The 25,944-nt window shown below is 62.9% G+C and carries 22 protein-coding genes; 12 read left to right on the plus strand and 10 right to left on the minus strand.

Annotated features, from left to right (window positions below; translation table 11 throughout):
• Positions 1-3 precede the first annotated feature (3 nt).
• Positions 4-1,545 (minus strand): DUF1800 domain-containing protein, encoded by a 1,542-nt coding sequence (locus ACWHXP_RS04190; RefSeq protein WP_489634427.1) that lies wholly within the window; start codon positions 1,543-1,545, stop codon positions 4-6.
• A 378-nt stretch (positions 1,546-1,923) separates the two neighbouring features.
• Here ACWHXP_RS04190 and ACWHXP_RS04195 point away from each other — a divergent pair, with 378 nt between their 5' ends.
• Positions 1,924-2,649: a response regulator transcription factor gene (locus tag ACWHXP_RS04195; RefSeq protein WP_134136105.1), complete on the plus strand. Its 726-nt coding sequence runs from the start codon at positions 1,924-1,926 to the stop codon at positions 2,647-2,649.
• A complete protein-coding gene (locus ACWHXP_RS04200; RefSeq protein WP_121042121.1) occupies positions 2,650-3,378 on the plus strand; it encodes a response regulator in 729 nt (242 codons plus the stop codon).
• Between the two features lie 15 nt (positions 3,379-3,393).
• On the opposite strand, the gene ACWHXP_RS04205 is transcribed toward ACWHXP_RS04200, so the two are convergent.
• Positions 3,394-3,855: a rhodanese-like domain-containing protein gene (locus ACWHXP_RS04205; RefSeq protein ID WP_489634426.1), complete on the minus strand. Its 462-nt coding sequence runs from the start codon at positions 3,853-3,855 to the stop codon at positions 3,394-3,396.
• A 508-nt stretch (positions 3,856-4,363) separates the two neighbouring features.
• Here ACWHXP_RS04205 and glnA point away from each other — a divergent pair.
• The 3 genes from glnA to ntrC all read left to right on the plus strand — a co-directional run bounded on the left by glnA (position 4,364) and on the right by ntrC (position 8,686).
• Entirely contained in the window at positions 4,364-5,779 is a 1,416-nt protein-coding gene (gene glnA / locus ACWHXP_RS04210) for a type I glutamate--ammonia ligase (RefSeq protein ID WP_034331334.1), read from the plus strand.
• Positions 5,780-5,975: 196 nt separating this feature from the next.
• A complete protein-coding gene (gene glnL, locus ACWHXP_RS04215) occupies positions 5,976-7,049 on the plus strand; it encodes a nitrogen regulation protein NR(II) (RefSeq protein WP_034331333.1) in 1,074 nt (357 codons plus the stop codon).
• A gap of 137 nt (positions 7,050-7,186) precedes the next feature.
• Positions 7,187-8,686, plus strand: coding sequence for a nitrogen regulation protein NR(I) (gene ntrC, locus ACWHXP_RS04220; protein WP_121042117.1), 1,500 nt, complete (start codon positions 7,187-7,189; stop codon positions 8,684-8,686).
• A gap of 194 nt (positions 8,687-8,880) precedes the next feature.
• Here ntrC and ACWHXP_RS04225 read toward each other — a convergent pair whose 3' ends face one another.
• The gene (locus ACWHXP_RS04225) at positions 8,881-10,446 is read right to left on the minus strand and encodes a methyl-accepting chemotaxis protein (RefSeq protein ID WP_489634425.1); all 1,566 of its coding nucleotides are present in this window, start codon (positions 10,444-10,446) and stop codon (positions 8,881-8,883) included.
• Between ACWHXP_RS04225 and ACWHXP_RS04230 the strand changes: the two genes are divergently transcribed.
• On the plus strand, positions 10,445-10,735 hold the full coding sequence (locus ACWHXP_RS04230; protein WP_166675014.1) for a hypothetical protein: 291 nt from the start codon (positions 10,445-10,447) through the stop codon (positions 10,733-10,735). The two genes, ACWHXP_RS04225 and ACWHXP_RS04230, sit on opposite strands and share 2 nt — an antisense overlap.
• Positions 10,736-10,958: 223 nt before the next feature.
• Here ACWHXP_RS04230 and ACWHXP_RS04235 read toward each other — a convergent pair whose 3' ends face one another.
• Entirely contained in the window at positions 10,959-12,242 is a 1,284-nt protein-coding gene (locus tag ACWHXP_RS04235; protein ID WP_121042112.1) for an MFS transporter, read from the minus strand.
• A 242-nt stretch (positions 12,243-12,484) separates the two neighbouring features.
• Positions 12,485-14,158 (minus strand): propionate catabolism operon regulatory protein PrpR, encoded by a 1,674-nt coding sequence (prpR, locus tag ACWHXP_RS04240; protein WP_489634423.1) that lies wholly within the window; start codon positions 14,156-14,158, stop codon positions 12,485-12,487.
• Between the two features lie 318 nt (positions 14,159-14,476).
• On the opposite strand from prpR, the gene prpB reads away from it, so the two are divergent.
• From prpB to ACWHXP_RS04270, 6 genes are all read left to right on the plus strand, one after another.
• Entirely contained in the window at positions 14,477-15,367 is an 891-nt protein-coding gene (prpB, locus tag ACWHXP_RS04245) for a methylisocitrate lyase (RefSeq protein WP_134224131.1), read from the plus strand.
• 73 nt (positions 15,368-15,440) lie between these two features.
• A complete protein-coding gene (gene prpC / locus ACWHXP_RS04250) occupies positions 15,441-16,595 on the plus strand; it encodes a bifunctional 2-methylcitrate synthase/citrate synthase (protein ID WP_039784877.1) in 1,155 nt (384 codons plus the stop codon).
• 263 nt (positions 16,596-16,858) lie between these two features.
• The gene (locus ACWHXP_RS04255; RefSeq protein ID WP_489634422.1) at positions 16,859-17,296 is read left to right on the plus strand and encodes a hypothetical protein; all 438 of its coding nucleotides are present in this window, start codon (positions 16,859-16,861) and stop codon (positions 17,294-17,296) included.
• A 320-nt stretch (positions 17,297-17,616) separates the two neighbouring features.
• The gene (locus ACWHXP_RS04260; RefSeq protein ID WP_252695232.1) at positions 17,617-19,503 is read left to right on the plus strand and encodes a propionate--CoA ligase; all 1,887 of its coding nucleotides are present in this window, start codon (positions 17,617-17,619) and stop codon (positions 19,501-19,503) included.
• A gap of 112 nt (positions 19,504-19,615) precedes the next feature.
• Positions 19,616-20,119, plus strand: a complete 504-nt coding sequence (locus ACWHXP_RS04265) for an arsinothricin resistance N-acetyltransferase ArsN1 family B (protein ID WP_034330172.1) — start codon at positions 19,616-19,618, stop codon at positions 20,117-20,119.
• Positions 20,119-20,406: a hypothetical protein gene (locus ACWHXP_RS04270; protein ID WP_134224130.1), complete on the plus strand. Its 288-nt coding sequence runs from the start codon at positions 20,119-20,121 to the stop codon at positions 20,404-20,406. Before ACWHXP_RS04265 ends, ACWHXP_RS04270 begins: the two co-directional genes overlap by 1 nt.
• A gap of 82 nt (positions 20,407-20,488) precedes the next feature.
• Here the strand turns inward: ACWHXP_RS04270 and xth are convergent, their stop codons facing one another.
• The 5 genes from xth to ACWHXP_RS04295 form a co-directional block, all read right to left on the minus strand.
• Positions 20,489-21,256, minus strand: coding sequence for an exodeoxyribonuclease III (gene xth / locus ACWHXP_RS04275; RefSeq protein WP_489634421.1), 768 nt, complete (start codon positions 21,254-21,256; stop codon positions 20,489-20,491).
• A 224-nt stretch (positions 21,257-21,480) separates the two neighbouring features.
• On the minus strand, positions 21,481-22,053 hold the full coding sequence (locus ACWHXP_RS04280) for an FxDxF family PEP-CTERM protein (protein ID WP_252695230.1): 573 nt from the start codon (positions 22,051-22,053) through the stop codon (positions 21,481-21,483).
• Positions 22,054-22,775: 722 nt separating this feature from the next.
• Positions 22,776-23,543, minus strand: coding sequence for a MipA/OmpV family protein (locus ACWHXP_RS04285; RefSeq protein WP_489634420.1), 768 nt, complete (start codon positions 23,541-23,543; stop codon positions 22,776-22,778).
• A 152-nt stretch (positions 23,544-23,695) separates the two neighbouring features.
• Entirely contained in the window at positions 23,696-24,808 is a 1,113-nt protein-coding gene (locus ACWHXP_RS04290; protein ID WP_489634419.1) for an alkene reductase, read from the minus strand.
• Between the two features lie 154 nt (positions 24,809-24,962).
• Positions 24,963-25,943 (minus strand): dienelactone hydrolase family protein, encoded by a 981-nt coding sequence (locus tag ACWHXP_RS04295; RefSeq protein WP_489634418.1) that lies wholly within the window; start codon positions 25,941-25,943, stop codon positions 24,963-24,965.
• Position 25,944 lies beyond the last annotated feature (1 nt).

Consider the following 25,944-nt stretch of genomic DNA (forward strand, 5'->3'; position numbering starts at 1 on the left):
CGGTTAGCGTTTCATGAAATCGGGACTGCCCAGGACCAGGCCGGCACGCTGGTTCTCAGGTGCGGCATTGATCTGTGCGGCGGTGGCCGGCGTGATCGCCGGGCCGAGGGTGCGCAGCAAGGCCGCTGCGTCCAGCGGCGGCGCCTCCGTATTGGAGGGCGCAGGCGCGCCTTCCACGCGGGCGATCGGTGACTTGCCGCTGGCCAGGTTGCCGGCCAGATTGATCCGCCGCAGCAGCGCGCCGGGATTGAGCCAGGCCGCCTGCGAATACTTGTAGCCCTCGGGCGTGAGCCAGCCATACAGCGGCATGCCGAATTGCCCCAGTTCGCCATTGACCGGCTTGGGATTGCGCACCGGAATATCACCCGCGCGCAGGGCCGAGACCACGAACTGGTACGGCGTCTTGAATTGCGTCTGGTAATTGCTGCGGGCCCAGAATTGCGGACTGTCGAACAGGGTCTGCAACACGGCCCGGATATCGCCATGGCTGGCCAGGAATTTCTGCGCCAGCTTGTTCACCAGCGCCGGATCGGGTTGGTCGGCGACGAAGTATTCCACCAACTGGGTCGAGATGAAGCGTGCCGTCGACGGATGATTGGCCAGGATGTCCAGCGCCGCCTCTCCTTCCTGATAGCCGCTCGCCTGCAGCGGTTTGCCGAGGAAGATCTTGGGGCCGTTGTCATGCCGTTGCGCGGCGAAGCGGAAGGGCGAGGCACCGGCCTTCATGGCGTCCACATCGATGGTCCAGCCGGAGAGAATGCGCGCCAGCGTGATCACGTCGGCCTGCTGATAGCCACCATTTACGCCCAGCGTATGCAGCTCCATCAGCTCGCGTGCGTAGTTCTCGTTGAGCCCCTTGAAACGCCCGCGCGCACCGGGCGTGCCGGCACCGCTGGAGAGCCAGTTGTCGAGGTAGTAGAGCATCGCCGGATGATGCGCCACCGCCCCCAGCAGATCGCGGAAGTTGCCCAGGGCATAGGGGCGGATGGCGTTCTTTTCATAGTCGCCCACCCAGTAGCGCACCCACTCCTTGCCTTCGAAGACGTTGAAGTGATTGGCCCAGAATTCCGTCATGACTTCTTCCAGCTGGCGCGGGCTTTCGGTAGCCTGCAGCAGCCGCGCCATGTGGAACTGCGGCGTCAGTTCGCGCGGCGCACGCTGGCGCGCGGCCTGCTGGTCTTCCTTGCTGGCGCTGCGGTCGAAGGAGGGCGGGCCATAGTCGACGAACAACTGTGCCGGCGTCATCTGCAGGCCCGGCAGCGCCGCCAGGCGCGCCTGCAAGTCATCGGGCAGGGGGATGCGCTCGGGATGCAGTTGCTGGTCGATGTAGCGCTTCACGCCCATGCGCTCCACCTGCTCCAGATCGCCGGGACGCGGGCCATAGGCGAGCCGGTTGAGTACGTGCAGGGCGCGCTCCTGTTCCGACAGCGGGGCACTGGCGGAAGTCGGCCCAGCCGCCTGGGCCTGCCCCAAGGTGCAGGCAACCAGTGCCAGCATCAGCCAGGCTGAACGTGAAGGAAAAAGCTGCTTGAAGGGCGCTTGCATCGACGAGCCTCGCGAGGTCGAAAATTGGGGAGAACAGCTGCAGGCCAGTATGGTGATGGACTTGCACGCGGGCTGTAATAAAGTGTAATGCGCGGGTCAGGCCGTACCGCGATCCCATACTGCGGCGACCGAGCGCCACTGTAGCGCAGCAAGCATTGTTCTTCATACAGGGCGTTACAAAGCTGACGCCTTCGTCAGCTTCCCGCAAGCGCGGTAAAGTATAAAAATTCTGCGATTTGTCACTGTTTTTCAGACGATTCTTATGCGCCGGAAGGCGGCGCTCGACCACAATAACGCCTTCGTCAGCGGCTGCATCAGAAGGGGGGCTGATGATGCACCGCAGCGGCTTCACATGATCAGAATACGAGGGGATAGCGCATGACATGGACCTTGGCATCGGCGTTGCGCATCGCGCTGCTGGACGACCACGCCGTGGTGCGTTACGGCCTGGCCAAGCGTCTGGCCGAGGAGCCGGATTTCACCGTGGTCGGCGCTTTCGCCACGAGCAAGGAGCTCATGGCAGCGCTGCGCGCCTCGCCGGCCGATCTGCTGCTGATCGATTATTCGCTGGGCAGCAATGACATCGACGGTCTCAACCTGATCCGCGCCTTGCGCGTGCGCTTTCCGCGTTCCAAGATCCTGGTGACCTCGGCCCACAGCAGCCCGGCGACGGTGGCCATGGCGATGAAGGCGGGGGCACGCGGTTTCGTCAGCAAATCGCAGGAGCTGGCCGAACTGATCCTCGCCATCCGCACCATCAGCCGGGGACGCGAATATCTCAACAGCACCATGACCCGCGAGCTGGCCATCATGCAGGCCGCCGAAGCGGCCACGCGCAGCCAGCCCGAAGTGCGCCCGCCGCGCCGGCGACCGCGCGGCACCGACGTCTCGCCGGACTCGCTGTCGGACATGCCCAGCCTGTCGCCGCGCGAACGGGAAGTCCTGCGCTGCTGCCTGGACGGCATGTCGGTCACCGACATCGCGGAAAAATTCGCACGCAGCGTCAAGACCATCAGCGGGCAGAAGCAATCGGCCTTCCGCAAGCTGGGCGTGCGCAGTGACAACGAACTGTTCAAGATCGAATACCAGATCAAGGAGCTGTAAATGCCGCACCAGAGGGAAAGCGCCACTACCGGGCAACGTGAACCGGCCGTGCTGCTGGTCGATGATTCCGTCACCATTCGTTACGCCATCCAGAACCGCCTGCAGCGGCTCGGCTGCCAGGTCGATTGCGTGGCCGATGGCGGCAGCGCATTGGCCGCCATCCGGGCGCGGCCCTACGGGCTGGTGCTGCTGGATTGCTTCCTGCCCGACATCCCCGGTCAGGAAGTCGCCCGCCAGGTGCGGCAGCTGGAACAGACGCAGCGCCAGCGTCCTTATACGCCGCTGATCGGCATTTCCGCCGAAACCGACGCCCTGCATGTGCAGCGCTGTCTGGACAGCGGCATGGACGGCATGCTCCCCAAGCCCCTGCAGACCCAGGCCATCCGGCGCCTGCTGGCCCTCTGGTGCGATCTCGACAATGAAGAGGATGGCCAGGCCATGACCCCAGAACAGGAATATGGGCAGGATCTGGACCGGCTCTTCCTGCAAACCACTCGCAACGATCTGGCGGCGCTCGAACAGGCCAGCCTGCAGGGCGACAGGGGAAGGATGGTGCAGCTCGCGCACCGCATGAAGGGAGCCGCCCTGACCATGGGACGGCTGGAACTGGTGGCGCTGCTGGATTGCGTGGAAGAAGCGCTGCGCGCCGAGGCCGATGGCCAGGCCGCCATCAGCCTGCTGCTGCAGTCGCTGGCCAGTGCCCTGCAGGCGCGCAGCCTGCAGGCCTGATTCCGTCAGATTCGTTCAGGCACCCACCCACGGCAGGCCGGCCTTGCACCAGCCCTCGATGGTCTTGCGGTGGCCGTTGGTGTCCTTGTTGCCTTCAAAGCCTTCCAGGATATCGAAGCACTGCGTGTAGCCGTTTTCCGTGGCCAGCTTGGCGGCATGCTTGGAACGCACGCCCGAGCGGCACAGGAACAGCAGCACTTCACCGGGCCGGGCGACTTCCTGCAGTTGTTCGAGGAACTGCGGATTGGGCTTGCCCTCGGGGTAGAGATTCCACTGCACCGCCAGGTGCTGCGCCGCCGGGATCTGGACCACGCCGACCCAGTCTCGCTCGGCGCGGGTGCGCACGTCGACCAGCTTGATGGCGGGATCGGACTGCAGCAGGGCCAGGGCTTCCTGCGGGGTCACGGCACCGGCATAGGGCAGTTGCCCGTCGGTCGCGCGTTGGGTGGCAGTGCCGAGAATCGAATCGTTGCTCATGGGTAAAGCCTCTGAAGAAGAAGGAAGCGCGTACAAGGAAGCGCAGGAATGCCGGTGAAAGCCCCTGAAGCGCAACGAAGGCAATGAAGCCAATGAAGTCAGTGCGCCTCAAGGGAGATGATTTTAAACAATATAAACAGTTAGGCAATTTTCCCAAGCTGGTGCACGCCGTGCAGCTCATCAGGCGACTGCCCCAACACGGCGCATGCACGAAAGTGGTGCAATTCATATTCAATCACGCGAATATGCATTTGTTCGGTGCATTTTGTGAAATTCGCACTAAAATAATGCATATCTGCAGTGCCTCTGCACCGCGTGCAGCGCCCCAACTGGCGCGTCCTCCCTAAAAACTTCCATTATTGGCGCACCTGAAAGGTTGGTGGCATGGAATCTGCTATCATCCGCGACTGAGTTCGGCGCAAGACCGTTGTATCAAATGCAAAGATCCAGTCGCAGAAAACGGCTCAACACCCCAATTTATACTACTTCCTCGTTTTAGGAGATTCGCATGGCAAGGACGGCCGCAGAGGTTTTGAAGATGGTGAAGGACAACGAAGTCAAGTTTGTCGACTTCCGTTTCGCTGACACCCGTGGCAAGGAACAGCACGTTTCCGTGCCTGTTTCGCATTTCGACATCGACAAGTTCGAATCCGGTCACGCCTTCGACGGTTCGTCGATCGCCGGCTGGAAGGGTATCGAAGCCTCCGACATGCTGCTGATCCCGGACCCGAACACCGCCAACATCGACCCGTTCATGGAAGAGACCACCCTCTTCATGCAATGTGACGTGATCGAGCCGTCCGACGGCAAGGGCTACGACCGCGATCCGCGCTCCATCGCCAAGCGCGCTGAAGCCTACCTGAAGTCCTCCGGCCTGGGCGACACCGCCTACTTCGGTCCGGAACCCGAATTCTTCATCTTCGACGGCGTCCGTTGGGGTGCCGACATGTCCGGTTCCTTCGTCAAGATCGACTCCGAAGAAGCTTCCTGGAGCACCGGCGCCAAGATCGAAGGCGGCAACTCCGGCCACCGTCCGACCGTCAAGGGCGGCTACTTCCCGGTTCCCCCGGTCGACAGCTTCCAGGACATGCGTTCGGAAATGTCCCTGATCCTGGAATCCCTGGGCATCCCCGTCGAAGTGCACCACCACGAAGTTGCTGGCGCTGGCCAGAACGAACTGGGCACCAAGTTCTCGACCCTGGTCGAGCGCGCTGACTGGACCCAGACCCTGAAGTACGTGATCTGGAACGTCGCTCACACCTACGGCAAGACCGCGACCTTCATGCCCAAGCCTCTGGTTGGCGACAACGGCTCCGGCATGCACGTGCACCAGTCGGTCTGGAAGGATGGCAAGAACCTGTTCGCTGGCGACGGCTATGCCGGCCTGTCCGAGTTCGCGCTGTACTACATCGGCGGCATCATCAAGCACGCCAAGGCCCTGAACGCCATCACCAACCCCGGCACCAACTCGTACAAGCGTCTGGTCCCCGGCTTCGAAGCTCCGGTCAAGCTGGCCTACTCGGCCCGCAACCGTTCCGCTTCGATCCGTATCCCGCACGTGGCGAACCCGAAGGGCCGCCGCATCGAGACCCGTTTCCCGGATCCCCTGGCCAACCCGTACCTGTGCTTCTCGGCTCTGCTGATGGCCGGTCTGGATGGCGTGCAGAACAAGATCCACCCGGGCGAAGCTGCCACCAAGGACCTGTACCACCTGCCGCCGGAAGAAGACAAGCTGATCCCGACCGTCTGTGCTTCGCTGGATGAAGCCCTGGAGCACCTGGACAAGGACCGCGAGTTCCTGACCCGTGGCGGCGTGTTCACCGACAGCATGATCGATGCCTACATCGAGCTGAAGATGCAGGAAGTCCAACGCTTCCGCATGACCACGCACCCGATCGAATTCGACATGTACTACTCGCTGTAATCGAATCCGCATCCGGAGAAAAAGGGGAAGCTTGCTTCCCCTTTTTTTATGCGCGGCGTGCCGCCTGCTGCAGGGCAGTGCGCCCGAAAATTGCTAGTCAAAACAGATCCAGTACAACATCCGCCGCGGCAAGCCTTTGCAAGATGCAGCCAGACCGGCACGAGACGACATGACCCCAGGCATCAAGAATCCTCCCATGAAGACACCGCTCCCATCCCTCGATGGCCTCGACCTGCTGGCCTCGGCCGTGATCATCCTCGATGCCAATGGCGGCATCGTCTACGCCAATGCCGCCGCCGAGAACCTGCTGGAGAGCTCCTTCAAGGTGCTCTCGCAGCAGAAGCTCTCGGAGCTCTTCCTAAATGGCAAGGAGCTGACCGCGCTGTTCTACCAGGCCATCGAACACCAGTTCGCCGACAAGCGCCTGGACCTGGTGCTGGAGCGTGCCAACCGCGAGCCGCTGCAGGTCCACACCATCGTCACGCCCCTGGACAGCACCGACTGGCCGGTGCTGCTGGAGCTGCGCGAGAACGTCCAGCAACTCAAGCTGGACCGCGAAGAGCGCATGTTCGACCAGAGCCAGGCCAACAAGGAACTGATCCGCAACCTGGCCCACGAGATCAAGAATCCGCTGGGCGGTATCCGTGGCGCCGCCCAGCTGCTGGAGCTGGAGTTGCCCGAGCGCCACCTCAAGGAATTGCGCGAATACACCCAGGTCATCATCAAGGAAGCCGACCGCCTGCAGACCCTGGTGGATCGGCTGCTGGCCCCGCACCGCCACCCGCACATCGTGGGCGACGTCAACATCCACGAAGTCTGCGAACGCGTGCGCAGCCTGGTGATGGCCGAATTCCCGCAGGGGCTGACCATCAAGCGCGACTATGACCTGTCGATCCCCGAATTCCGGGGCGACAAGGAGCAACTGATCCAGGCCGTCCTGAACATCGTCCACAACGCTGCGCAAGCGCTGGCCGACCGCATCCGTGCCGGTGATGGCGAGCTGATTCTGCGCACGCGCGTCTCGCGCCAGGTGACGCTATCCAAGGTCAGATACCGGCTGGCACTAGACTTGCATATCATCGATAACGGTCCGGGCATTCCTCCCGACATCCAGGAAAGAATCTTCTATCCGCTGGTGTCGGGTCGCGAGGGAGGCAGCGGACTGGGGCTGACCCTGGCGCAGACCTTCGTGCATCAGCACATGGGGGTCATCGAATGCGACAGCCGGCCCGGTTGTACCGATTTCAGAATACTTATACCGCTGCCGTGAGCATGGCCGCAGGCGGCGCGCCAAAGCCGAGTGGATGCAGAGCATCCGGTCCACCAAGGGGGCTGCGGACAGGGCGTCAGAAGCGCCGTGGATCGCGGGAGCATTAACAGCATGACCAACGCAGGAAGAAGTTATTTATGAAGCCAATCTGGATTGTTGACGACGACGAATCGATACGCTGGGTGCTCGAAAAAGCCCTGGCCCGAGAAAATCTCGCCACGCAGAGTTTTTCCAGCGCACGCGATGCGATGGCAGCCCTGCAGAACGGCACGCCGCAAGTGCTGGTGTCCGACATCCGCATGCCCGGTGCCTCCGGCCTGGAACTGCTGCAGACCATCAAGGCCAAGCACCCCGGCATCCCGGTGATCATCATCACCGCCTTCTCGGACCTGGATTCGGCGGTCTCCGCCTTCCAGGGCGGCGCCTTCGAATACCTGGCCAAGCCCTTCGACGTCGACAAGGCGGTCGAACTGATTCGCCGCGCGCTCGACGAGAGTCTGCGCGAAACCGACATCGAGCAGGGTGCAGCCCAGACTCCCGAAATCCTCGGCCAGGCACCGGCGATGCAGGACGTCTTCCGCGCCATCGGTCGCCTGTCGCAATCCAATGTGACGGTGCTCATCACCGGCGAATCCGGTTCCGGCAAGGAGCTGGTGGCGCGTGCCCTGCACAAGCACAGCCCGCGCGCCAGCCAGCCGTTCGTGGCACTCAACACGGCGGCCATCCCCAAGGACCTGCTGGAATCCGAACTGTTCGGCCATGAACGCGGTGCCTTCACCGGCGCGCAAGCCATGCGCCGTGGCCGTTTCGAGCAGGCCGAAGGCGGCACGCTGTTCCTCGATGAAATCGGCGACATGCCGCTGGACCTGCAGACGCGCCTGTTGCGCGTGCTGTCCGACGGGCACTTCTATCGTGTCGGCGGCCATCAGTCGCTCAAGGCCAATGTACGCGTCATTGCGGCCACTCACCAGAACCTGGAGCAGCGTGTACGTGAAGGTTTGTTCCGGGAAGACTTGTACCACCGCCTGAACGTGATCCGCCTGCGCCTGCCCAGCCTGCGCGAACGCAGCGAAGACATTCCCATCCTGGCCCGCTACTTCCTGGCACAGAGCGCGCGCCAGCTCGGCGTGGAAGCCAAGCGCCTGTCGCCGCAGGCGATGCAGTTCCTGTCGCAGCTGGAATTCCCCGGCAACGTGCGCCAGCTGGAAAACCTGTGCAACTGGATCACCGTGATGGCCCCGGGCCAGACGGTCGAGATCAAGGACCTGCCGCAGGATCTGGTGGAAGAACGCGTCCATGCACCGCAACCGGCGCAGACCGTTTCCGCGCCCGCCTCGGCGGCTGCCGTGGCCGCACCGGTGGCGTATGCCGATCCGGCGTCCGCCGCTGCACCGGCGGATGCGGCGGCCGGCAACTGGATCTCGCTGCTGGAAGTGGAGGCGGCGCAGATGCTGGCCTCCGAACAGCCCGAGGTGATGGACATCCTCGGTCGCCAGTTCGAAGCAGCGCTCATCAAGATCGCCCTGAAACATACCCACGGCCGCAAGAACGATGCTGCCGTGCGCCTGGGCATCGGCCGCAACACCATCACCCGCAAGATCCAGGAACTGGGGATCGGCGGCGCGGAAGACGACTGATCCGCAGCGACACCATCAAGCAGGGGAGGTCTGCCCGCGTGCCGCCGCGTGGGCAGCATCAGCAAGGGGAAGAGGCGGCGGCCAAAAAAAAGGAAATGGCCTGGATCGCGAGATCCAGGCCATTTTTATTGATGCTGCTGATAAACGATTTATAAAATTTAAATCATTTGGTCAATTCAGCAAGAGGGGCGCGTTCACATGGCCAGGCGCGGCATGTGCGGCTGGCCATTGGTCGCCAGAGCGGGCGTGAGCGGTGCAGCCTGCAGGAGCTGCGCATCGATGCTGAACACCGATGCCGCCGCCGTCAATTGTTCGGCCTGTTGCATCATGGCCTGGGCGGCAGCAGCGGCCTGTTCCACCAGGGCGGCGTTTTGCTGCGTGACCTGGTCCATCTGCAAGATGGCTGCATTGATTTGCGTGATGCCGGCGCTTTGCTCTTCCGAAGCATGCGCGATGTCGCTGATGATGCGGGTGGTATCGACCGAGGCGCGCATGACTTCGGCGATGGTGCCGCCGGCCTTTTCCACCAGCGTCGTGCCGCTCTGGATGCGCCCCACAGAGCCTTCGATGAGTCCCTTGATTTCCTTGGCGGCACTGGCGCTGCGCTGGGCCAGCGCGCGCACTTCGGTGGCCACCACGGCGAAGCCGCGGCCGTTCTCGCCGGCGCGTGCCGCTTCCACGGCGGCATTGAGGGCCAGGATATTGGTCTGGAAGGCGATGCCTTCGATGACGCTGATGATGTCCGACATCTGGTGCGAGCTGACGGCGATCTCGCGCATGGTGCTGACCACTTGCGCGATTTCCGTTTCACCACGGCGGGCCACATCGGCACCGGCACTGGCGACGTGGCTGGCCTTGCGGGCGTGGTCGGTATTCTGCTGCACGGTGCTGGTCAGCTGTTCCATGCTGGAGGCAGTTTCCTCCAGTGAAGCAGCCTGCTCTTCGGTGCGCTGCGAGAGATCTGTATTGCCCTGGGCGATTTCGCGTGCGGCCACGTGGATGGCACCGCTGGCCTGCTGGATCTGGCCGACCAGACCGGCCAGCTGTTCGCGCATGGTCATGAGCGAATGCATCAGGCTGGCGCGGTCACCCTTGCGCAGTTGCAGTTGCGCGCTCAGGTTGCCGGCGGCGATCTGGGCCGACAGCCACATCGCTTCGGCCGGCTCGCCACCCAGCTGGCGCGTCAGGCGGCGGCTGATCAGCAGTGCGATCAGCAGGCCGATCAGCGCCGATGCCAGGGTCAGGCCGATGATCAGCATGCGGCTGCCGGCATAGGCTTCGCGCGCGCTGGTGGCGGCCTCGGCGACGCCCTTTTCGTTGACGGTGATGAGACGCTGGATCTGCACTTCCATCGCCGCGCGCAGCGGGAAGAGCTGGTCTTTCATGATGTCCACGGCCTGCTCCTGCTTGCCTTGCTCAAGGGCGGCCAGCATCTGCTGGCTCACGGCCAGGTACTTGGGCAGCAGGGCCTGCAGCTCGTCGTAGGCGGCTTGTTCCTCAGACGTATGGATGAGCGGACGATACTGGTCGGCGGCGCTGGTGTAGCGTCCCAGCGAGGCGGTCAGGCGCGTGCGGGCATCCTGCATGCGCTGCGCATCATTGGCGGTGAGCGCACGATACTGGGCCAGGTTGAAGGCGCGGATCTCGGCCTGCATGGTCTTGGCCGTGGCGACGCTGGGCATGAGGTTGGTCTGCACTTCGTTGAGCTGTGCGTCGACGGTATTGAGTCCGTACCAGGCCGCCGCACCGAGCACGGCCATGAACAGGATCAAAACGGAAAAACCCAACATAAGCTGGGTGGCAACTTTGGTCTGTCTGAAATTCACGATATCCCTCAGGGGCTGGCCTGCCGCCACTGACGGCAGACGAAGGGTGGATGATGATTCCGGCGCAGGCGCAAGGCCTGCAAGGGAGAGCGGCAGTGCCGTCAGGATGGGCTCCGGGGGAAGCGCTCTGAACTTTAATGGCAGTCTTGCCCAAATTCAAGATGAATTTGACGAGGTGATGCCAAACGGAAACACTCTTTCAATTATGCTTATCAATGCATAAATATGGATTGGCAACAAGTTGACCGAAGTGCCACCGCAGCTCGATCAAGATTGACTAATTGCGTAGTGCGCACCCGATGACCAGTCCATCAAGAAAAATGGCCAGGATCGGGGGATCCTGGCCATTGGGCGGCTGTGCCATGTACGGATCGGCAGTCGCTGCAGCAGCGCCTGCCGATCCGTTCAAAGGCGGTAAATGATTTATATCATTTATCTGTTTTTGGTCAGCGCAGGCGCAGCACGAAACGTGCGGCCAGCGTGGCGATCAGACTCAGCACTGCGCCGAAGATGACGAAGTAGCTCACCGACAGCTTGTTGCCGGTGAAGTCGATCAGCCAGGTGATGATCAGGCCGGCGAAGCCGCCGAAGATGGTCACGGCGATGTTATAGGCCAGCGACATGCCGGTGCCGCGCGTGGCTACCGGGAAGATGTCGGCCAGCAGGGCCGGCATGGAGGCGAAATACATGGTCATGAGCACGCCGATGACGGTCTGCAGCAACAGCAGTTGCAGGAAGCCCGGCGAGTTGGTCAGGAACACGAACATCGGATAGGTCAGCACGATGTACAGCGCGCTGCTGGTGATCATGAAGGGCGTGCGGCCGATCTTGTCGGACATCGCGCCCACCAGCGGCGAGCCGATGAACATGATCAGGCCGGCCACCGACATGGCGGCAAACGAGGACCAGGCCGGCAGGCCCAGCTGCTTGACCGCATAGGTCGGGATATACAGCGACAGGTACACCGAGACGGTCGCCATGATGACGCTGCCGGCACCGATCAAGAGGCGCATCTTCTGGTGGGCGAAGGTATCGCGCAGGGGCGCATCGGTCTTTTCGCTGGATTCCTTGAACTCGGGTGCTTCATCCAGATGGCGGCGGATGTAGATGCCGGCCGGTGCGATCAGCAAGCCGAAGATGAACGGCACGCGCCAGCCCCACGAGGCCAGTTGCTCAGGTGTGAGCATGTTGTTGAGCACGGCGCCGAAGATGGCCGCCAGCAGCAGGCTGATGCCCTGGCTGGCCACCTGCCAGCTGGAGAAGAAGCCACGGCGATGCGGGGCGTGTTCCACCAGGAAGGCGGTGGAACTGCCGAACTCGCCACCGGCGGAGAAGCCCTGGATCATCTTGCCCAGAGCGATGCCGGCCGGTGCCAGCAGGCCGATGCTGGCGTAGCTGGGCATGAAGGCGATCATGGCCGTGCCGACCGTCATCAGCATGATGGACAGCATCAGCGCCGCCTTGCGGCCTGCGCGGTCGGAGTAGGCACCCAGCACCACCGCACCCAGCGGGCGCATGAAGAAGGACACGCCGAAGGTGGCGAAGGTCAGCAGCAGCGAGACACTGTCATCGCCGGTCGGGAAGAACTGCTTGGCGATGACCACGGCGAAGGCGCCATAGATGAGGATGTCGAACCATTCGAGCGCATTGCCGATGGAGGACGAGATGATCGCACGCCGCGCTTGCGGATGCGTGGTGCCGGCGCCAGGCGCCGCGGTGTTGCTGGTCATGGAGACTCCCTGATGGATACGTGGATGGAGGAGCAGCACGCCGTTCTGACCCTGGCGGAGCAGAAGGCTGCCTGGCTGTGTATGGATGGTTGTGGGCTCCCTGTGACGGCCGGGGCCGTTACAGCGGGCGAGGATAGGCGGCGCGATGCGGCACTGTCAAGGCGCAGTGCGGGGGATTATCAGGAGGCAGGACGCACACCTGATTTTGCGAAATCATTTTCTCGTTTCCAGTGCCTGCAGCCTCATGATGGCTCCCTGTTCTGCGCTTCCGTTTCCTTGAGCTTGCGCCACAAGGTCGTACGGCTGATCCCGAGATGGCGCGCAGCCGCGGCACGGTTGCCACGGAAGCGGCGCAGTGCAGCTTCAATGGCGTCAGCGTCGGGGACGATGTCGGACGTGGTCAGCTCATGGGGGGCCACCACTTCCGCCGTGTTTGACAGCAGCGGCTGCGCCATCCCCGCCAGTTCCGGCGCCACCCGCTGGATCAGCGCGGGTGTCAGCGCCTGCAGCGGCTCTGCGGCCAGGAACAGGGCCAGCCGTTCCATCAGGTTGCGCAGCTCGCGCACGTTGCCGGGCCAGTCGTAGGCACACAGCAGCGGTGCACAGCGCAGGATCTCGGCCCCCAGGTTGGCGTGCGGCCGCGCATCCAGTGCCGCCAGCGCATGCTTGAGATGCCATTCAGCCAGTGCGGCAATATCCTCGCGGCGCGCCCGCAAGGGCGGCAACTGCAAACGCAGTACGCTGAGCCGGTAATACAGGTCTGCGCGAAAACGTCCTTCACGCACCCGCGCTTCCAGATCGCAGTGGGTGGCGCTGATGATGCGCACCTGGACCGCAATGGGCCGCGTGCCGCCCACGCGCACGACTTCGCGCTCTTCCAGCACGCGCAGCAATCGCGTCTGCAGTGGCAGCGGCATCTCGCCGATTTCATCGAGCAGCAGCGTGCCGCGATGGGCCGCTTCAAAGACACCGGCCCGTCCGCCACGGCGCGACCCGGTGAAAGCGCCTTCCTCATAACCGAACAGTTCGGATTCCAGCAGCGATTCGGCCAGCGCGCCGCAATTGATGGCCACGAAGGGGTGGGCTGCCTGGGTCTTGCCCTGCATGCGCGGATGAGCACGATGGATGGCTTGCGCCGCCAGTTCCTTGCCGGTGCCGGTCTCACCCTGGATCAATACGTTGGCCGGCGAGCGCGCAAAGAGCGTGATCGATTGACGCACCGTTTCCATCACCTCAGAATCGCCTCGCAGATCCTTGAGGTGATGCCGTGCGCGCAGGCTGTCGGCCACCGGCAGGCTGGGGCCGCGCGTGCTTTCCAGTTGCGTCAGACGCGCCAGTTCCAGCGCATCTTCAAAGGCCTGCCGCACCGTGGCCGAGGAGTAGAGGAAGATCCCCTGCATCCCCGCTTCCTCGGCCAGGTCGGTGATGAGCCCGGCCCCGACCACCGCCTGCACGCCGCCGGCCTTCAGTTCCTGCACTACGGCGCGCGCGTCTTCTTCGGTGGCATAGGTGCGCTGGGCAATGTCGAGTCCGAACATCTGCTGGAATTCGGTCAGGGCCGGCATCGCCTCCTGATAAGTGACCAGCCCGATGCGCGGGCTGATCTGGCGGGCACGGGCCAGTGCCTGCATCACGTCGAAGCCGCTGGCGCGCGCCACCACCACCGGCACCGGGAGGCGGCTCTTCAGATAGGCACCGTTGGAACCGGCCGAGATCACCACGTCGCAGCGCTCGCTGGCCAGGCGCTCGCGGATGGCGCGCACGGCCTCGTCGAAGCCCAGGTGTATGGGCTCGATGTCGGCCACGCCGTCGAATTCCAGCGTGATGTCGCGGAAGAGTTCGGAGAGGCGCGACACGGACACGGTCCAGATCACGGGCTTGTCGGCCAGGCGGTCAGCGGGGGCAGGGCGTTTCATGGCAAGTGTTCGGGGCGTTTCAGTGAAACGTTAATGTAACACCGATGAAACGGCCGGGGATGCGGAACATCAACGCGACAGAAGGCGGGTACGCCCGGAGAGCGCACCGGAAGGGAAGCCTGCCAGCCTTGTCCGGCGCTGGTTTCAGACGATATGAAGGTTTTTTCATGCCTTGCGCCATGCAATGCTGCACTGCGATGGCACGGCCGTTGCAATGGTGAACGCACATGTCGCAGGACGGGTGTGATGCAGCCCCGCCCGCCGCAGTCAGGCAATCCCGACTTTCCGTATTCCAACCTCATCGAGAAGGTGTCCACCATGGCTCTCCACTCCGCAGGCGCAGCGTTCCGCCAGGCCGTCCAGGAAGAATCCCCCTTGCAAGTCATCGGCGCGATCAACGCCAATCACGCCCTGCTGGCCAAGCGTGCCGGCTTCCGCGCGATCTACCTGTCCGGCGGCGGCGTGGCTGCGGGTTCGCTGGGCCTGCCTGACCTGGGCATCTCCAACCTGGATGACGTGCTCACCGACGTGCGCCGCATCACTGACGTGTGCGACCTGCCGCTGCTGGTGGACGTCGATACCGGCTTCGGTGCCTCGGCCTTCAACGTGGCGCGCACCGTGAAGTCCATGATCAAGTTCGGCGCGGCCGCCATGCACATCGAAGACCAGGTCGGCGCCAAGCGCTGCGGCCATCGTCCCAACAAGGAAATCGTCACCAAACAGGAAATGGTGGACCGCATCAAGGCCGCCGTCGATGCCCGTACCGATGAGAACTTCGTCATCATGGCGCGCACCGATGCGCTGGCGGTCGAAGGGCTGGACGCCGCCATCGAGCGCGCCGTGGCCTGCGTCGAAGCAGGTGCCGACATGATCTTCCCGGAAGCCATCACCGACCTCGCCATGTACAAGCAGTTCGCCAATGCGGTGAAGGTGCCGATCCTGGCCAACATCACAGAATTCGGCTCGACGCCGCTGTTCACGGTCGACGAATTGAAGGAGGCCGATGTGGGCCTGGTGCTCTATCCGCTCTCGGCCTTCCGCGCCATGAACAAGGCCGCCGAAAACGTCTACCAGGCGATTCGCCGCGACGGCACCCAGAAGAACGTGGTCGATACCATGCAGACCCGCATGGAGCTCTATGACCGCATCGATTACCACAGCTACGAGCAGCGTCTGGATGCGCTGTTTGCCCAGCAGAAGAACAAGTAAAACATTACCGCAAGACCGAATACCCCCTTCCGATAATCAGTTTCGACCTAATACAGACTACGAGGAGAACACGATGAGCGATCAGCAAGCCCCCGGTTTCAAGCCCAAGAAATCCGTTGCCCTCTCTGGCGTGACCGCTGGCAACACCGCCCTGTGTACCGTCGGCAAGACCGGCAATGACCTGCACTATCGCGGCTACGACATCCTGGACGTGGCCGACAGCTGCGAGTTCGAGGAAATCGCTCACCTGCTGGTGCACGGCAAGCTGCCGACAGCGGCCGAACTGCGCGCCTACAAGGCCAAGCTCAAGGCCCTGCGCGGCCTGCCGGCCAACGTCAAGGCGGCACTGGAATGGCTGCCTGCCGCGTCGCACCCGATGGACGTGATGCGCACCGGCGTCTCGGCACTGGGTTGCGTATTGCCCGAGAAGGATGACCACAACACCCCCGGCGCGCGCGACATCGCCGACCGCCTGATGGCGTCGCTCGGTTCCATGCTGCTGTACTGGTACCACTACAGCCACAATGGCAACCGCATCGAAGTCGAGACCGATGACGATTCCATCGGCGCGCACTTCCTGCACCTGCTGCACGGCGAGAAGCCTTCCGACGCCTGGGAGAAGGCCATGCACACCTCGCTGATCCTGTACGCGGAACACGAATTCAACGCCTCCACCTTCACCGGCCGCGTCATCGCCGGCACCGGTTCGGACATGTATTCGGCCATCACCGGTGCCATCGGCGCACTGCGCGGCCCCAAGCACGGCGGCGCCAATGAAGTGGCCTTCGAGATCCAGAAGCGCTACGACAACCCCGACGAAGCCGAGGCCGACATCCGCCGCCGCGTCGAGAACAAGGAAGTGGTGATCGGTTTCGGCCACCCGGTCTACACCATCTCCGACCCGCGCAACAAGGTCATCAAGGAAGTGGCGCGCAAGCTCTCCAAGGAAGCTGGTTCGACCAAGATGTTCGACATCGCCGAACGCCTGGAAACGGTCATGTGGGACATCAAGAAGATGTTCCCCAACCTGGACTGGTTCTCGGCCGTGTCCTACCACATGATGGGCGTACCGACCGCGATGTTCACGCCGCTGTTCGTCATTGCCCGCACCTCGGGCTGGGCGGCGCACATCATCGAACAGCGCATCGACAACAAGATCATCCGCCCCTCGGCCAACTACGTGGGACCGGAAGACCTGAAGTTCGTGCCGATCAGCAAGCGCAAGTAAGACCAAGCAAGACGAAGTGCCCGCGCAGTTGAGTCATCAGCGGATGGCGCGGGCATGAGGGGCAAGAGAGGGAGAGGGAGCAGCAAGAAGAAGGAAGCGGCGGCTGGCGCGTGTCGGCCGCCACATTCCCCGGGACAGTGGCAGTGCGCAGGCAGATTTGTAACAAGCGTTACATGTGGTCGAGTCAGATGCAATAACTTGCTAAGATGCGGTCGGATCTTTTTCGCCCCCGCGTCCACCCCTGACTCTCCATGGATCATCCGATGATTGCTGCCATCGTTTCCCGCCGTCTTTCTGCATTGCCCCTGACTTCCTTCGTGCTGGCCGGTGTTGTGGCTGTTGCCCTGTCCGCCTGTTCTTCCACGCCCGTGCCGGTCACCGAGACCAAGCCGGTGCTGCCGCAGCTGCTGCAGTCGCCCGCTGCCACACAGCCGAGCTGGGCCACGCAATTGAAGACCGGTGCCTTCAGCTGCGAGATGGGCAACAAGGTGGAAATCCGCATGGATGGCCGCGTGACCGATGGCGTCACGCTGGTGTGGAAGGGCAGCAGCTACATGATGAACCCGGTCAGCACCTCGACCGGTGCAGTGCGTCTGGAGAACAAGGGCGAAGGCCTGGTGTGGATCCAGATCCCGTCGAAGTCCATGCTGCTCAATTCCAAGATCGGGCAGCAGCTGGCCAACGACTGCCGCACGCGCTGACAACGCAGCGCCGCGCCGTCGTGCAGGTCTGACGTCGGCGCGTTCTTTCCACCTCGCATTTCCTCCTCCCTTGTCGTGCCGATGGCGTCTTGCTGTCGGCATCGCTCCTGCTTGATTTGAATCATCGAAGACCGCTGATGCAAGCGGCGGATTCAGCCCCTCGTAAGATTCAGGTGCAAGACTGGTTTCATCGTCGCATGAGGGCCACGCATGGCAAACAGGTTTTTGCCCATGCACCAGAGCCACGCGACCATCGGCCTGCAAGCCACGCTGCGCAAGGCCGACAGCGGTTTTCAATTCGAGAGACATGAGGAGACGTCATGCAATACGAGGATTTCTATCGCCGTTCCATCGAGCAGCCTGAAGCCTATTGGGCAGAAGAAGCGCAGCGCATTCATTGGGACAAACCGTTCACCCGCACCCTCGATTATTCCCGCGCACCGTTTGCGCGCTGGTTCATCGGCGGCACCACCAATCTTTGTCACAACGCGGTGGATCGCCATCTGGGCGAGCGGCCGCATCAGGCGGCGCTGATCGCCATCTCCACCGAGACCAACACCGAACGCGTCTACGACTTCGCCGAGCTGCATCGCGAAGTGCAGGCCATGGCCGCCACCATGCTGTCGCTGGGCGTGCGGCGCGGCGACCGCGTGCTGATCTACATGCCGATGATCGCCGAGGCGGTCTTCGCCATGCTGGCCTGCGCCCGTATTGGCGCGGTGCATTCGGTGGTGTTCGGCGGCTTTGCCTCCAACAGCCTGGCCTCGCGCATCGATGATGCGCAGCCGACCCTGATCGTCTCGGCAGATGCCGGTTCGCGTGGCGGCAAGGTGATTCCGTACAAGGGTTTGCTCGACGAAGCAATCAACCTGGCGCAGCACAAGCCGCAGAAGGTCTTGCTGGTGGATCGCGGTCTGGCGGAGATGGCGCGCACGGCGCAACGCGACGTCGACTACGCGCCCTTGCGTGAACAACACCTGGACCAGCCGGTGCCGGTGGCCTGGCTGGAATCGAATGAAACCAGTTACGTGCTCTATACCTCCGGCACCACCGGCAAGCCCAAGGGCGTGCAGCGTGACGTGGGCGGCTATGCCGTAGCGCTGGCCTCGTCCATGCAGCACATCTTCTGCGGCAAGCCGGGCGAGACTTATTTCTGCACCTCCGATATTGGCTGGGTAGTGGGCCATTCCTACATCGTCTACGGGCCGCTCATTGCGGGCATGGCGACGGTGCTTTATGAAGGCTTGCCGATCCGGCCCGATGCGGGCATCTGGTGGAGCATCGTCGAGAAATACAAGGTCACGCGCATGTTCTCCGCACCGACGGCCATCCGCGTGCTGAAGAAACAGCCGGCCGAATGCATGGAGCGCTACGACACGTCTTCGCTCAAGGCCCTTTATCTGGCCGGCGAGCCGCTGGATGAAACGACGTCGAGCTGGATCTCGGGCGCGCTGAAGGTGCCGGTCATCGACAACTACTGGCAGACCGAATCGGGCTGGCCCATCATCTCGATTGCCAAGGGCATCAGCGACAAGCCCACGCGCCTGGGCAGTCCCGGGGTGCCGATGCCGGGCTATCGGCTGGCCATCCTGAACGAAGCGACCGGCGAGCCTTGCGCGGCTGACGAGAAGGGCGTGGTGGCCATTGAAGGCCCGCTGCCGCCGGGCTGCATGCAGACCGTCTATGGCGACGATGAGCGCTTCGTCAACACCTACTGGCGCAGCCTGCCGCGCGAGGTCTACTCGACCTTCGACTGGGGCATCAGGGACCAGGACGGTTACTACTTCATCCTGGGCCGCACCGATGACGTCATCAACGTGGCTGGCCATCGGCTGGGCACGCGCGAAATCGAGGAGAGCATCTCCAGCCATCCCAACGTGTCCGAAGTGGCCGTGGTCGGCGTGGAAGACAAGCTCAAGGGACAAGTCGCGATTGCCTTCGCCATTCCCAAGCAGGCCGATGCGATTGCCACGCCCGAGGGGCGCCGTGCGCTGGAAGCGGAAATCATGGGCGTGGTGGACAAGCAGATCGGCGCAGTGGGCCGCCCGGCGAGGGTGTTTTTCGTCAGCGGCTTGCCCAAGACGCGCTCGGGCAAGCTCCTGCGCCGGGCCATCCAGTCCATCTGCGAAGGACGCGATCCGGGCGACCTGCCCACCATCGAGGATCCGGCGGCGCTGGAGCAGGTGCGGGCGGTCATCAAGGACTGACTCGCAATTCCCTCATGAAGGCACGGCGTCCCTGCAGCGGAGCAGGGACGCCGTGCCTGGCGTAATTTGGTTACACTGACGGCTTTCGCTTTTCCACGATTGCGTCCCGCCCATGTCGCCCTCCATCCGCCCGGCCACCGCTGCCGATGCTCCCGCCCTCTGCGGCATCTACAACCATTACGTGCAGACCACCGTGATCAGCTTCGAGACCGAAGCGGTCAGCGTCGAGACCATGGCCGCGCGCATTGCCGATGTGCAGGCTGATTTCCCCTGGCTGGTCTTTGAAGAGCAGGGCGAGGTGCTGGGCTATGCCTATGCCAGCAAGTGGAAGCCGCGTGCGGCTTACCGGCACTCGGTGGAGAGCTCGGTCTACCTGCGCCACGATGCCGGTGGGCGCGGCATCGGCAAGCAGCTTTATCGCGAACTGATTGCGCAGTTGAAGCCCCTGGGCGTGCATCTGGTCATCGGGGGCATTGCCCAGCCCAACCCGGCCAGCGTGGCGCTGCATGAGAGCGTGGGCTTCGTGGCCTGTGGCGTCTTTACGGAAGTGGGTTACAAGATGGGACGCTGGATCGACGTGGGATACTGGCAACTCAAACTGCAAGAGGCCCAATGATGAGATCGACCCGAGCCGCCAGCGCCATCGAGCGCCTGAACGAACGTACCGAATCGCGCGAGTACTCCATGCTGCGCACCTCCGATGAACGTTTCATCCTGACCCGGCGCGTGGCCGGGCAGCCGCTGGAGAAGCTCAACGAGGCCATGGAGCTGGATGATTTCGTGCGCTTCGTCAACGCCCAGGGACCGCAGAAGGCCAAGCGCGTGAGCAAGCTGGATGTGCAGTTCGAGAAGAACATGCGCAACAAGAAGGAACAAACGCCACCTGAAGGTGGCGTTGAATAGTCTCTGGTACGCGCTTCAATGAAAAACGGCAAATGATATAAATCATTTGCCGTTTTTTTTTATGTCTGGCGGCGTGGGCGCTTCAGTCTGCGAGGGTGGCGATCACCGGTGCGTGATCCGAGGGTTGTTCCCACTTGCGCGGGACCTTGTCGATCACGCAGGCGGTGCAGCGCGGCACCAGTTCTTCGGACAGCAGGATGTGGTCGATGCGCAGGCCGCGGTTGAGGCGGAAGCCCATCTGGCGGTAGTCCCACCAGCTGTACATCTTTTCCGGTTGTTCGAAAAGACGATAGGAATCCGTCAGGCCCAGGGCCTGCAGCTTGCGGAAGGCTTCACGTTCCGGTTCGGAGACCAGCACCTGCCCTTGCCAGGCCACCGGGTCGTGCACGTCGCGGTCTTCGGGGGCGATGTTGTAGTCGCCCAGCAGGGCCAGGCGCGGGTTCTTCGCCTTTTCCTGGGCCAGCCATTCGTGCAGGGCGGCCAGCCAGCTGAGCTTGTAGGGATACTTTTCGGATTCCAGCGACTGGCCGTTGGGAATGTAGGCACAGACATAGCGCACGCCTTCGATGGTGGCGGCGATGATGCGCTGCTGTTCGTCGGGGAAGAGCGGGTTGTTCTTGACCACGTCGTTCATCGGATGGCGCGAGAGGATGGCCACGCCGTTGTAGGTCTTCTGGCCTGAGAACTCGACCAGGTAGCCGGCGGCGGCAATCTCGGTCGCGGGGAACTTGTCGTCGGTCAGTTTGGTTTCCTGCAGGCAGAGGACGTCGACCGGGTTTTCTTCCAGCCATTTCAGCACTTGCGGCAGGCGGACCTTGAGGGAGTTGACGTTCCAGGTGGCGATTTTCATGGGGACAATGCAGTGGTGAATCGGAGGCGGGCCGTGCGCATCATGGCCGATGCGTCGTGGACAACGGGCGACATCTTACCGCATTCACCAAGGCGGCAGGTTGGACGAGGTCGGCCGAGACCGAAGACTTCCCCCAAAACAGAAGGGGAAGGCCCTCGCAGACATTCCCCTTCGTTGTGCCATTGCCGGCCCGCAATCCGGGCCAAGCAATCAGATCCCGAGCATTACGCCGGCATCATCTGCGCATTCATCTGCGCCTTGTCACCCTTGTCACCCGCCTTGCGACGACGATAGGCCGCGAAGCCGATCAGGCCCAGGCCGCCGATCATCATGGCGGTGGTCGAGGCTTCCGGGACCGGTGCCACGCTGATGTTGCCGGCGAAGCTGCCGCCTGCCGAGCCCAGCACGGTGCCGGCCACCGACAGGGTGTACAGGCCGGAAGTCAGGCCATTGGTGCGCAGGCTGAAGATCTGCAGGTCACCGCCGGACAGTTGGGTGCCGGTGTAGGTCTGGCCGTTGCCGCTCAGGGTGAAGCTGTTGATGCCCACGCGCGAGAGGCCGTCCAGGGCGATCGACACCAGGGCCGAGGAAACCGACGCGCCGGCACCGCCGATGTTGAAGGTGAAGTTCTCCAGGAAGGTCTGGCCAGTGGTGCCATCGCCGAAGCGGGCGTTGAAGGTCGACGTGGCGTCGGTCCACACCAGCGTGCGCGTACGCTCCAGATCCGCGGCGCCAGCCGAGGATGCCATGGCGACGAATGCGGACGCGACAAGGAAACTGCTCAACAGTTTTTTCATAAAAGACCTCTTTCCAGTTCGATTGATTGGTGGGTATTCGATTGGTATTTGATTGCGAAAGCACTGCAAGGGGGATAGCGATCCGACAGGTTTTTTTATTGGTGTTGGCGAGGCCGGAATCCTGTCTCTGTTTGTGATATTTGTTCATCGAGACGGAGTGAGAATAATGGAAAAATGCTAACGTTAGCAATAAATTATTACGCTTTTCCTGTCTCTCCTGTTGTGATGTAGGAATCCATGAAGCGGCGCCGGTAAAGGGTTTCCGACGAAGTATGGATTCTCTTGAGGCAATTAATTTGGATGCGGAAACTAAGTTTTTAGGGAAACATGAACTCCTTCTCATGAGCTGAAAAACAGGACGAAATTTGCGTCAGAAAAAGTTACGCATGAACATATTCGGGAACTATTTACGCAAGGGAAGCGCGGCCGTAATGCTCAGGATCACGCGAAAAAAATTCGCAAGGAAGTCCAGCTCATCCGTAGAGAAAAAGTGCGCTGTGCGCAGAGCGCGCTTAAGCGGAACTTGACGGCCCTTGACTACACCACAGCGCGGGTGCAGTAGCGGCAAGCGAGGACATCAGAAGACAACGAAGAGAAGAAGAGAAGAAGAGAAGAAGAGAACAAGAGAAGAAGAGAAGAAGAAAAATCGGGAGAGCAGGTACGGCAGCGCCGCTACCTGAAGCCGGGCAACGCGCCGGCTTCGGGCAGGGAGGAGAAGTGGCTTACTTGAAGCGATAGCTGACCGCCACGATGGCGGTGTCATCGGTGTGACGGCGCACCAGCGGACTGTCGGCCACCGCGTTGTCCAGCCATTTGCGGCGCAGGTGCAGGTTGAGGTGCCAGTCGCCGGTCAACGGGACATCGGCAGCCAGGCCCAGGGTCGGGCTGGTGGAGGCACCGGCGCTGTACTGGCGCAGGCCGCTGGCAGCCGCTTCGCTGGAAGTGACGCCGACGAAGTAATCGTTGTAGCTGCCGCTGCGGTATTCGACGCCGAGCTGCGGATAGAGGGTCACCGGACCCAGGTCGATCTGGGCCGCGTAGATGGCCTCGGCCAGGGTGCCGTGCGACTTGTTGAAATCACGGAAGACGTTGAGGAAGAAACCGCCGATGGGCGTTTCCTGATAGGTACCGATGCCGAGCGGAATCGGATCCGAACGGCGCTGCAGGCCCCGCTGGGCATCGAAACCGTCCAGACTCACGCGCCCGGCCAGTTCCAGATAGCCGTAGCCCATGCGCACCGTCTTGACGCCGAAGGTGTCGAGCCGGGCAAAGAAGCGCCCGTAGTCGGCATAGGCATAGGGCAGGACGTGGTTGCGGCGGTCGGCATCGGGGCCGTTGCGGTCGACGCGGTAGACGCCTGCGCCGATGTCACCGGTGAGACGGTCCTGCAGTTGCAGGGGATCGGGCGTGGTGGTTGCTGGAGCGGCTTGCTGAGCCAGAACGGGGAGGGCGCAGCAGGCCAGCGTGAGCATGGCGAGTATGTTTTTCATGATGGGCAGTGGAGTGGGGGGAGCAAGCGGCATTGTAGCGGTCAGCGGGGCGCTGCGGCATCCGCTCACGAAAATGGCCTGCCGCGCAGGCAGGCCATGGCTGTCATGGGCAATTGGCGCCGGACGCAGGCGGCCCGGCACGGTTCAGTGCATCAGGACTGCTGCAGGGTCGGGTAGTCGGTATAGCCTTCCGCACCGCCGCCATAGAGCGTGGCCTGGTTGATCTCGGCCAGCGGTGCGCCGGCCTTGAAGCGTTCCACCAGATCCGGATTGGCGATCCACGGGCGGCCGAAGGCGACCAGGTCGGCCAGATTGCGGTCGCGTGCCTTCACCGCCATCTCCAGGTCATAGCCATTGTTGGCGATGTAGATGCCCTTGAAGAGATCGCGCAGGATCTGCAGGTCGAAGCCACCTTCGACTTCGCGCGGGCCGCCGGTGGCACCCTCCACCACGTGCAGGTAGACCAGCTTGTAGCGGTTCAGCTGCTCCACCACATAGCTGAAGAGGGCCTTGGGATCGCTGTCGGCGATGTCATTGGCCGGGCTGATGGGCGACAGGCGGATGCCCACGCGCTCGCTGGGGATCACCGAGGTCACCGCTTCCACCACTTCCAGCAGCAGGCGGGTACGGTTCTCGATGCTGCCGCCGTAGTTGTCGGTGCGCTGGTTGGTCTTGTCACGCAGGAACTGGTCCAGCAGGTAGCCGTTGGCGGCGTGGATTTCCACACCATCGAAGCCGGCCTGCAGGGAGAGTTGCGCAGCGACCTTGTATTGCTCGACGATGGCGGGCAGTTCAGAGGCATCCAGTGCGCGCGGTTCCACGAAGGGCTTGAAACCGCTCTCGGTGAAGGCATTGCCTTCCGGCTTGATGGCCGAGGGCGCGACCGGCAGCGCGTTGCCCGGCTGCAGGTCAGGGTGCGAGATGCGGCCCACGTGCCACAGCTGCAGGAAGATGCGGCCGCCCTTGGCGTGGACGGCGTCGGTGATTTTCTTCCAGCCGGCCACGTGCGATTCGTTGTAGATGCCCGGGGTCCAGGCGTAACCCTTGCCCTGTGGCGAGATCTGGGTGGCCTCGGCGATGATCAGGCCGGCACCGGCGCGCTGCGCATAGTATTCGGCTGCCAGTTCGGTGGGCACGTCGCCCGCCTTGGCACGGCTGCGGGTGAGCGGCGCCATGACGATGCGGTTCTGCAATTGCACCGCACCCAGTTGCATGGGCTTGAAGAGGTCACTGTGAAGATGGGCATTGGTATTGGCGTTGGTCATGCTGATCCTTTCTTGTTGGCATTCGTTGGAATGAACTGCGTCGACCTTGCTACCGACCACGGCGGGGGCGGCAGTGTTCCGGAAAAAGTTCACAGTCTAGAGGGGAACCCGCAGCCTTGCAGGCGGTCGCTGCGGCTTTGCTGGCCAGCAATGTTCAGCGTGAAATCTGGTCCAGCCAGGGCCCCAGGCGGGTCTGCGCATCCTGGCGCGCAGCGCGGTTGGCCTCGACCGACTGGCGTGCACGGCCCGGGTCGTCGAAGTCATGTGTGGCCCCCGCATAGAGCGTCACCACCGGCGGCGGTGCCTGGCGCAGGCGGATGGACTGGCGCAGGACGCGCTCGCAGGTCAGCGGCGAGACTTCCTCGTCGGCGCTGCCCAGCAGCACCTGCATCGGTTTGTCGAACTCGGGGTGGGACGACAGCAGGGCCTGCTTGCCGCATCCCGGATAGAACACCAGCGCGGCGGCGAAGGAGGGCGCATCGGCCGCCGGCCGCGCAGCCTGGCGCTGCATCACGTTCAGTGCCGTGCTGCCGCCATTGGACCAGCCTTGCAGCATGATGCGGCGGACATCGACTTCGCTGCGCGTGGCCAGCCATTGCAGCGCTCCTTCCGCGTCCAGCGGCCGAACGGTGAGTTCATTGACGGCGGCGCGTTCGGGCGCACCGTGCGTATGGCGGCCAAAGCCGTGGGCCACGCCGCGCGGCCCGAAACTGTCCACCAGCAGGACCACGTAGCCGCGTGCCAGCCAATAGCGCGTCCAGTCCAGATGGCGTGCCGTCAGCGTGCTGGCATCGCAGGGCGAGGGGATGGCCGGGCCGATCTGCGTGCAGGCCGCATTGACGCGGGAGGAATACAGGCCGGCGCGTCCATGCAGCAGCACGATGGCCGGATGCGGGCCGGCACCGAAGGGATCGTAGAGATAGCCGGTGAGGGTGGTTTTGCCGTCAGATGAAGGAAAACGCACGGTCTGTGCGGGCGGCATCGGCGCGTCTTGCGCCATGGCCGGTCCCGGCAGGATCAGTTCAGGGCTGGCAACCAGCAGTAAAAAGATGAAAAAAAACCACCGCAACACGGCGTGCTGCGGTGGTCTTGCCAGGGCGGCGTCCGGGGCGGTCCGCGACAGGAGAGTGGTCATG

The sequence above is a fragment of the Herbaspirillum sp. Her2 genome, from assembly GCF_057961375.1.

What these genes read in the sequence shown, in the direction of transcription:
- ACWHXP_RS04190 (WP_489634427.1), bottom strand. Translation starts at nt 1,545, where the DNA reads ATGCAAGCGCCCTTCAAGCAGCTTTTTCCTTCACGTTCAGCCTGGCTG.
- ACWHXP_RS04195 (WP_134136105.1), top strand. Translation starts at nt 1,924, where the DNA reads ATGACATGGACCTTGGCATCGGCGTTGCGCATCGCGCTGCTGGACGAC.
- ACWHXP_RS04200 (WP_121042121.1), top strand. Translation starts at nt 2,650, where the DNA reads ATGCCGCACCAGAGGGAAAGCGCCACTACCGGGCAACGTGAACCGGCC.
- ACWHXP_RS04205 (WP_489634426.1), bottom strand. Translation starts at nt 3,855, where the DNA reads ATGAGCAACGATTCGATTCTCGGCACTGCCACCCAACGCGCGACCGAC.
- glnA (WP_034331334.1), top strand. Translation starts at nt 4,364, where the DNA reads ATGGCAAGGACGGCCGCAGAGGTTTTGAAGATGGTGAAGGACAACGAA.
- glnL (WP_034331333.1), top strand. Translation starts at nt 5,976, where the DNA reads ATGAAGACACCGCTCCCATCCCTCGATGGCCTCGACCTGCTGGCCTCG.
- ntrC (WP_121042117.1), top strand. Translation starts at nt 7,187, where the DNA reads ATGAAGCCAATCTGGATTGTTGACGACGACGAATCGATACGCTGGGTG.
- ACWHXP_RS04230 (WP_166675014.1), top strand. Translation starts at nt 10,445, where the DNA reads ATGAACAGGATCAAAACGGAAAAACCCAACATAAGCTGGGTGGCAACT.
- ACWHXP_RS04225 (WP_489634425.1), bottom strand. Translation starts at nt 10,446, where the DNA reads ATGGCCGTGCTCGGTGCGGCGGCCTGGTACGGACTCAATACCGTCGAC.
- ACWHXP_RS04235 (WP_121042112.1), bottom strand. Translation starts at nt 12,242, where the DNA reads ATGACCAGCAACACCGCGGCGCCTGGCGCCGGCACCACGCATCCGCAA.
- prpR (WP_489634423.1), bottom strand. Translation starts at nt 14,158, where the DNA reads ATGAAACGCCCTGCCCCCGCTGACCGCCTGGCCGACAAGCCCGTGATC.
- prpB (WP_134224131.1), top strand. Translation starts at nt 14,477, where the DNA reads ATGGCTCTCCACTCCGCAGGCGCAGCGTTCCGCCAGGCCGTCCAGGAA.
- prpC (WP_039784877.1), top strand. Translation starts at nt 15,441, where the DNA reads ATGAGCGATCAGCAAGCCCCCGGTTTCAAGCCCAAGAAATCCGTTGCC.
- ACWHXP_RS04255 (WP_489634422.1), top strand. Translation starts at nt 16,859, where the DNA reads ATGATTGCTGCCATCGTTTCCCGCCGTCTTTCTGCATTGCCCCTGACT.
- ACWHXP_RS04260 (WP_252695232.1), top strand. Translation starts at nt 17,617, where the DNA reads ATGCAATACGAGGATTTCTATCGCCGTTCCATCGAGCAGCCTGAAGCC.
- ACWHXP_RS04265 (WP_034330172.1), top strand. Translation starts at nt 19,616, where the DNA reads ATGTCGCCCTCCATCCGCCCGGCCACCGCTGCCGATGCTCCCGCCCTC.
- ACWHXP_RS04270 (WP_134224130.1), top strand. Translation starts at nt 20,119, where the DNA reads ATGAGATCGACCCGAGCCGCCAGCGCCATCGAGCGCCTGAACGAACGT.
- xth (WP_489634421.1), bottom strand. Translation starts at nt 21,256, where the DNA reads ATGAAAATCGCCACCTGGAACGTCAACTCCCTCAAGGTCCGCCTGCCG.
- ACWHXP_RS04280 (WP_252695230.1), bottom strand. Translation starts at nt 22,053, where the DNA reads ATGAAAAAACTGTTGAGCAGTTTCCTTGTCGCGTCCGCATTCGTCGCC.
- ACWHXP_RS04285 (WP_489634420.1), bottom strand. Translation starts at nt 23,543, where the DNA reads ATGAAAAACATACTCGCCATGCTCACGCTGGCCTGCTGCGCCCTCCCC.
- ACWHXP_RS04290 (WP_489634419.1), bottom strand. Translation starts at nt 24,808, where the DNA reads ATGACCAACGCCAATACCAATGCCCATCTTCACAGTGACCTCTTCAAG.
- ACWHXP_RS04295 (WP_489634418.1), bottom strand. Translation starts at nt 25,943, where the DNA reads ATGACCACTCTCCTGTCGCGGACCGCCCCGGACGCCGCCCTGGCAAGA.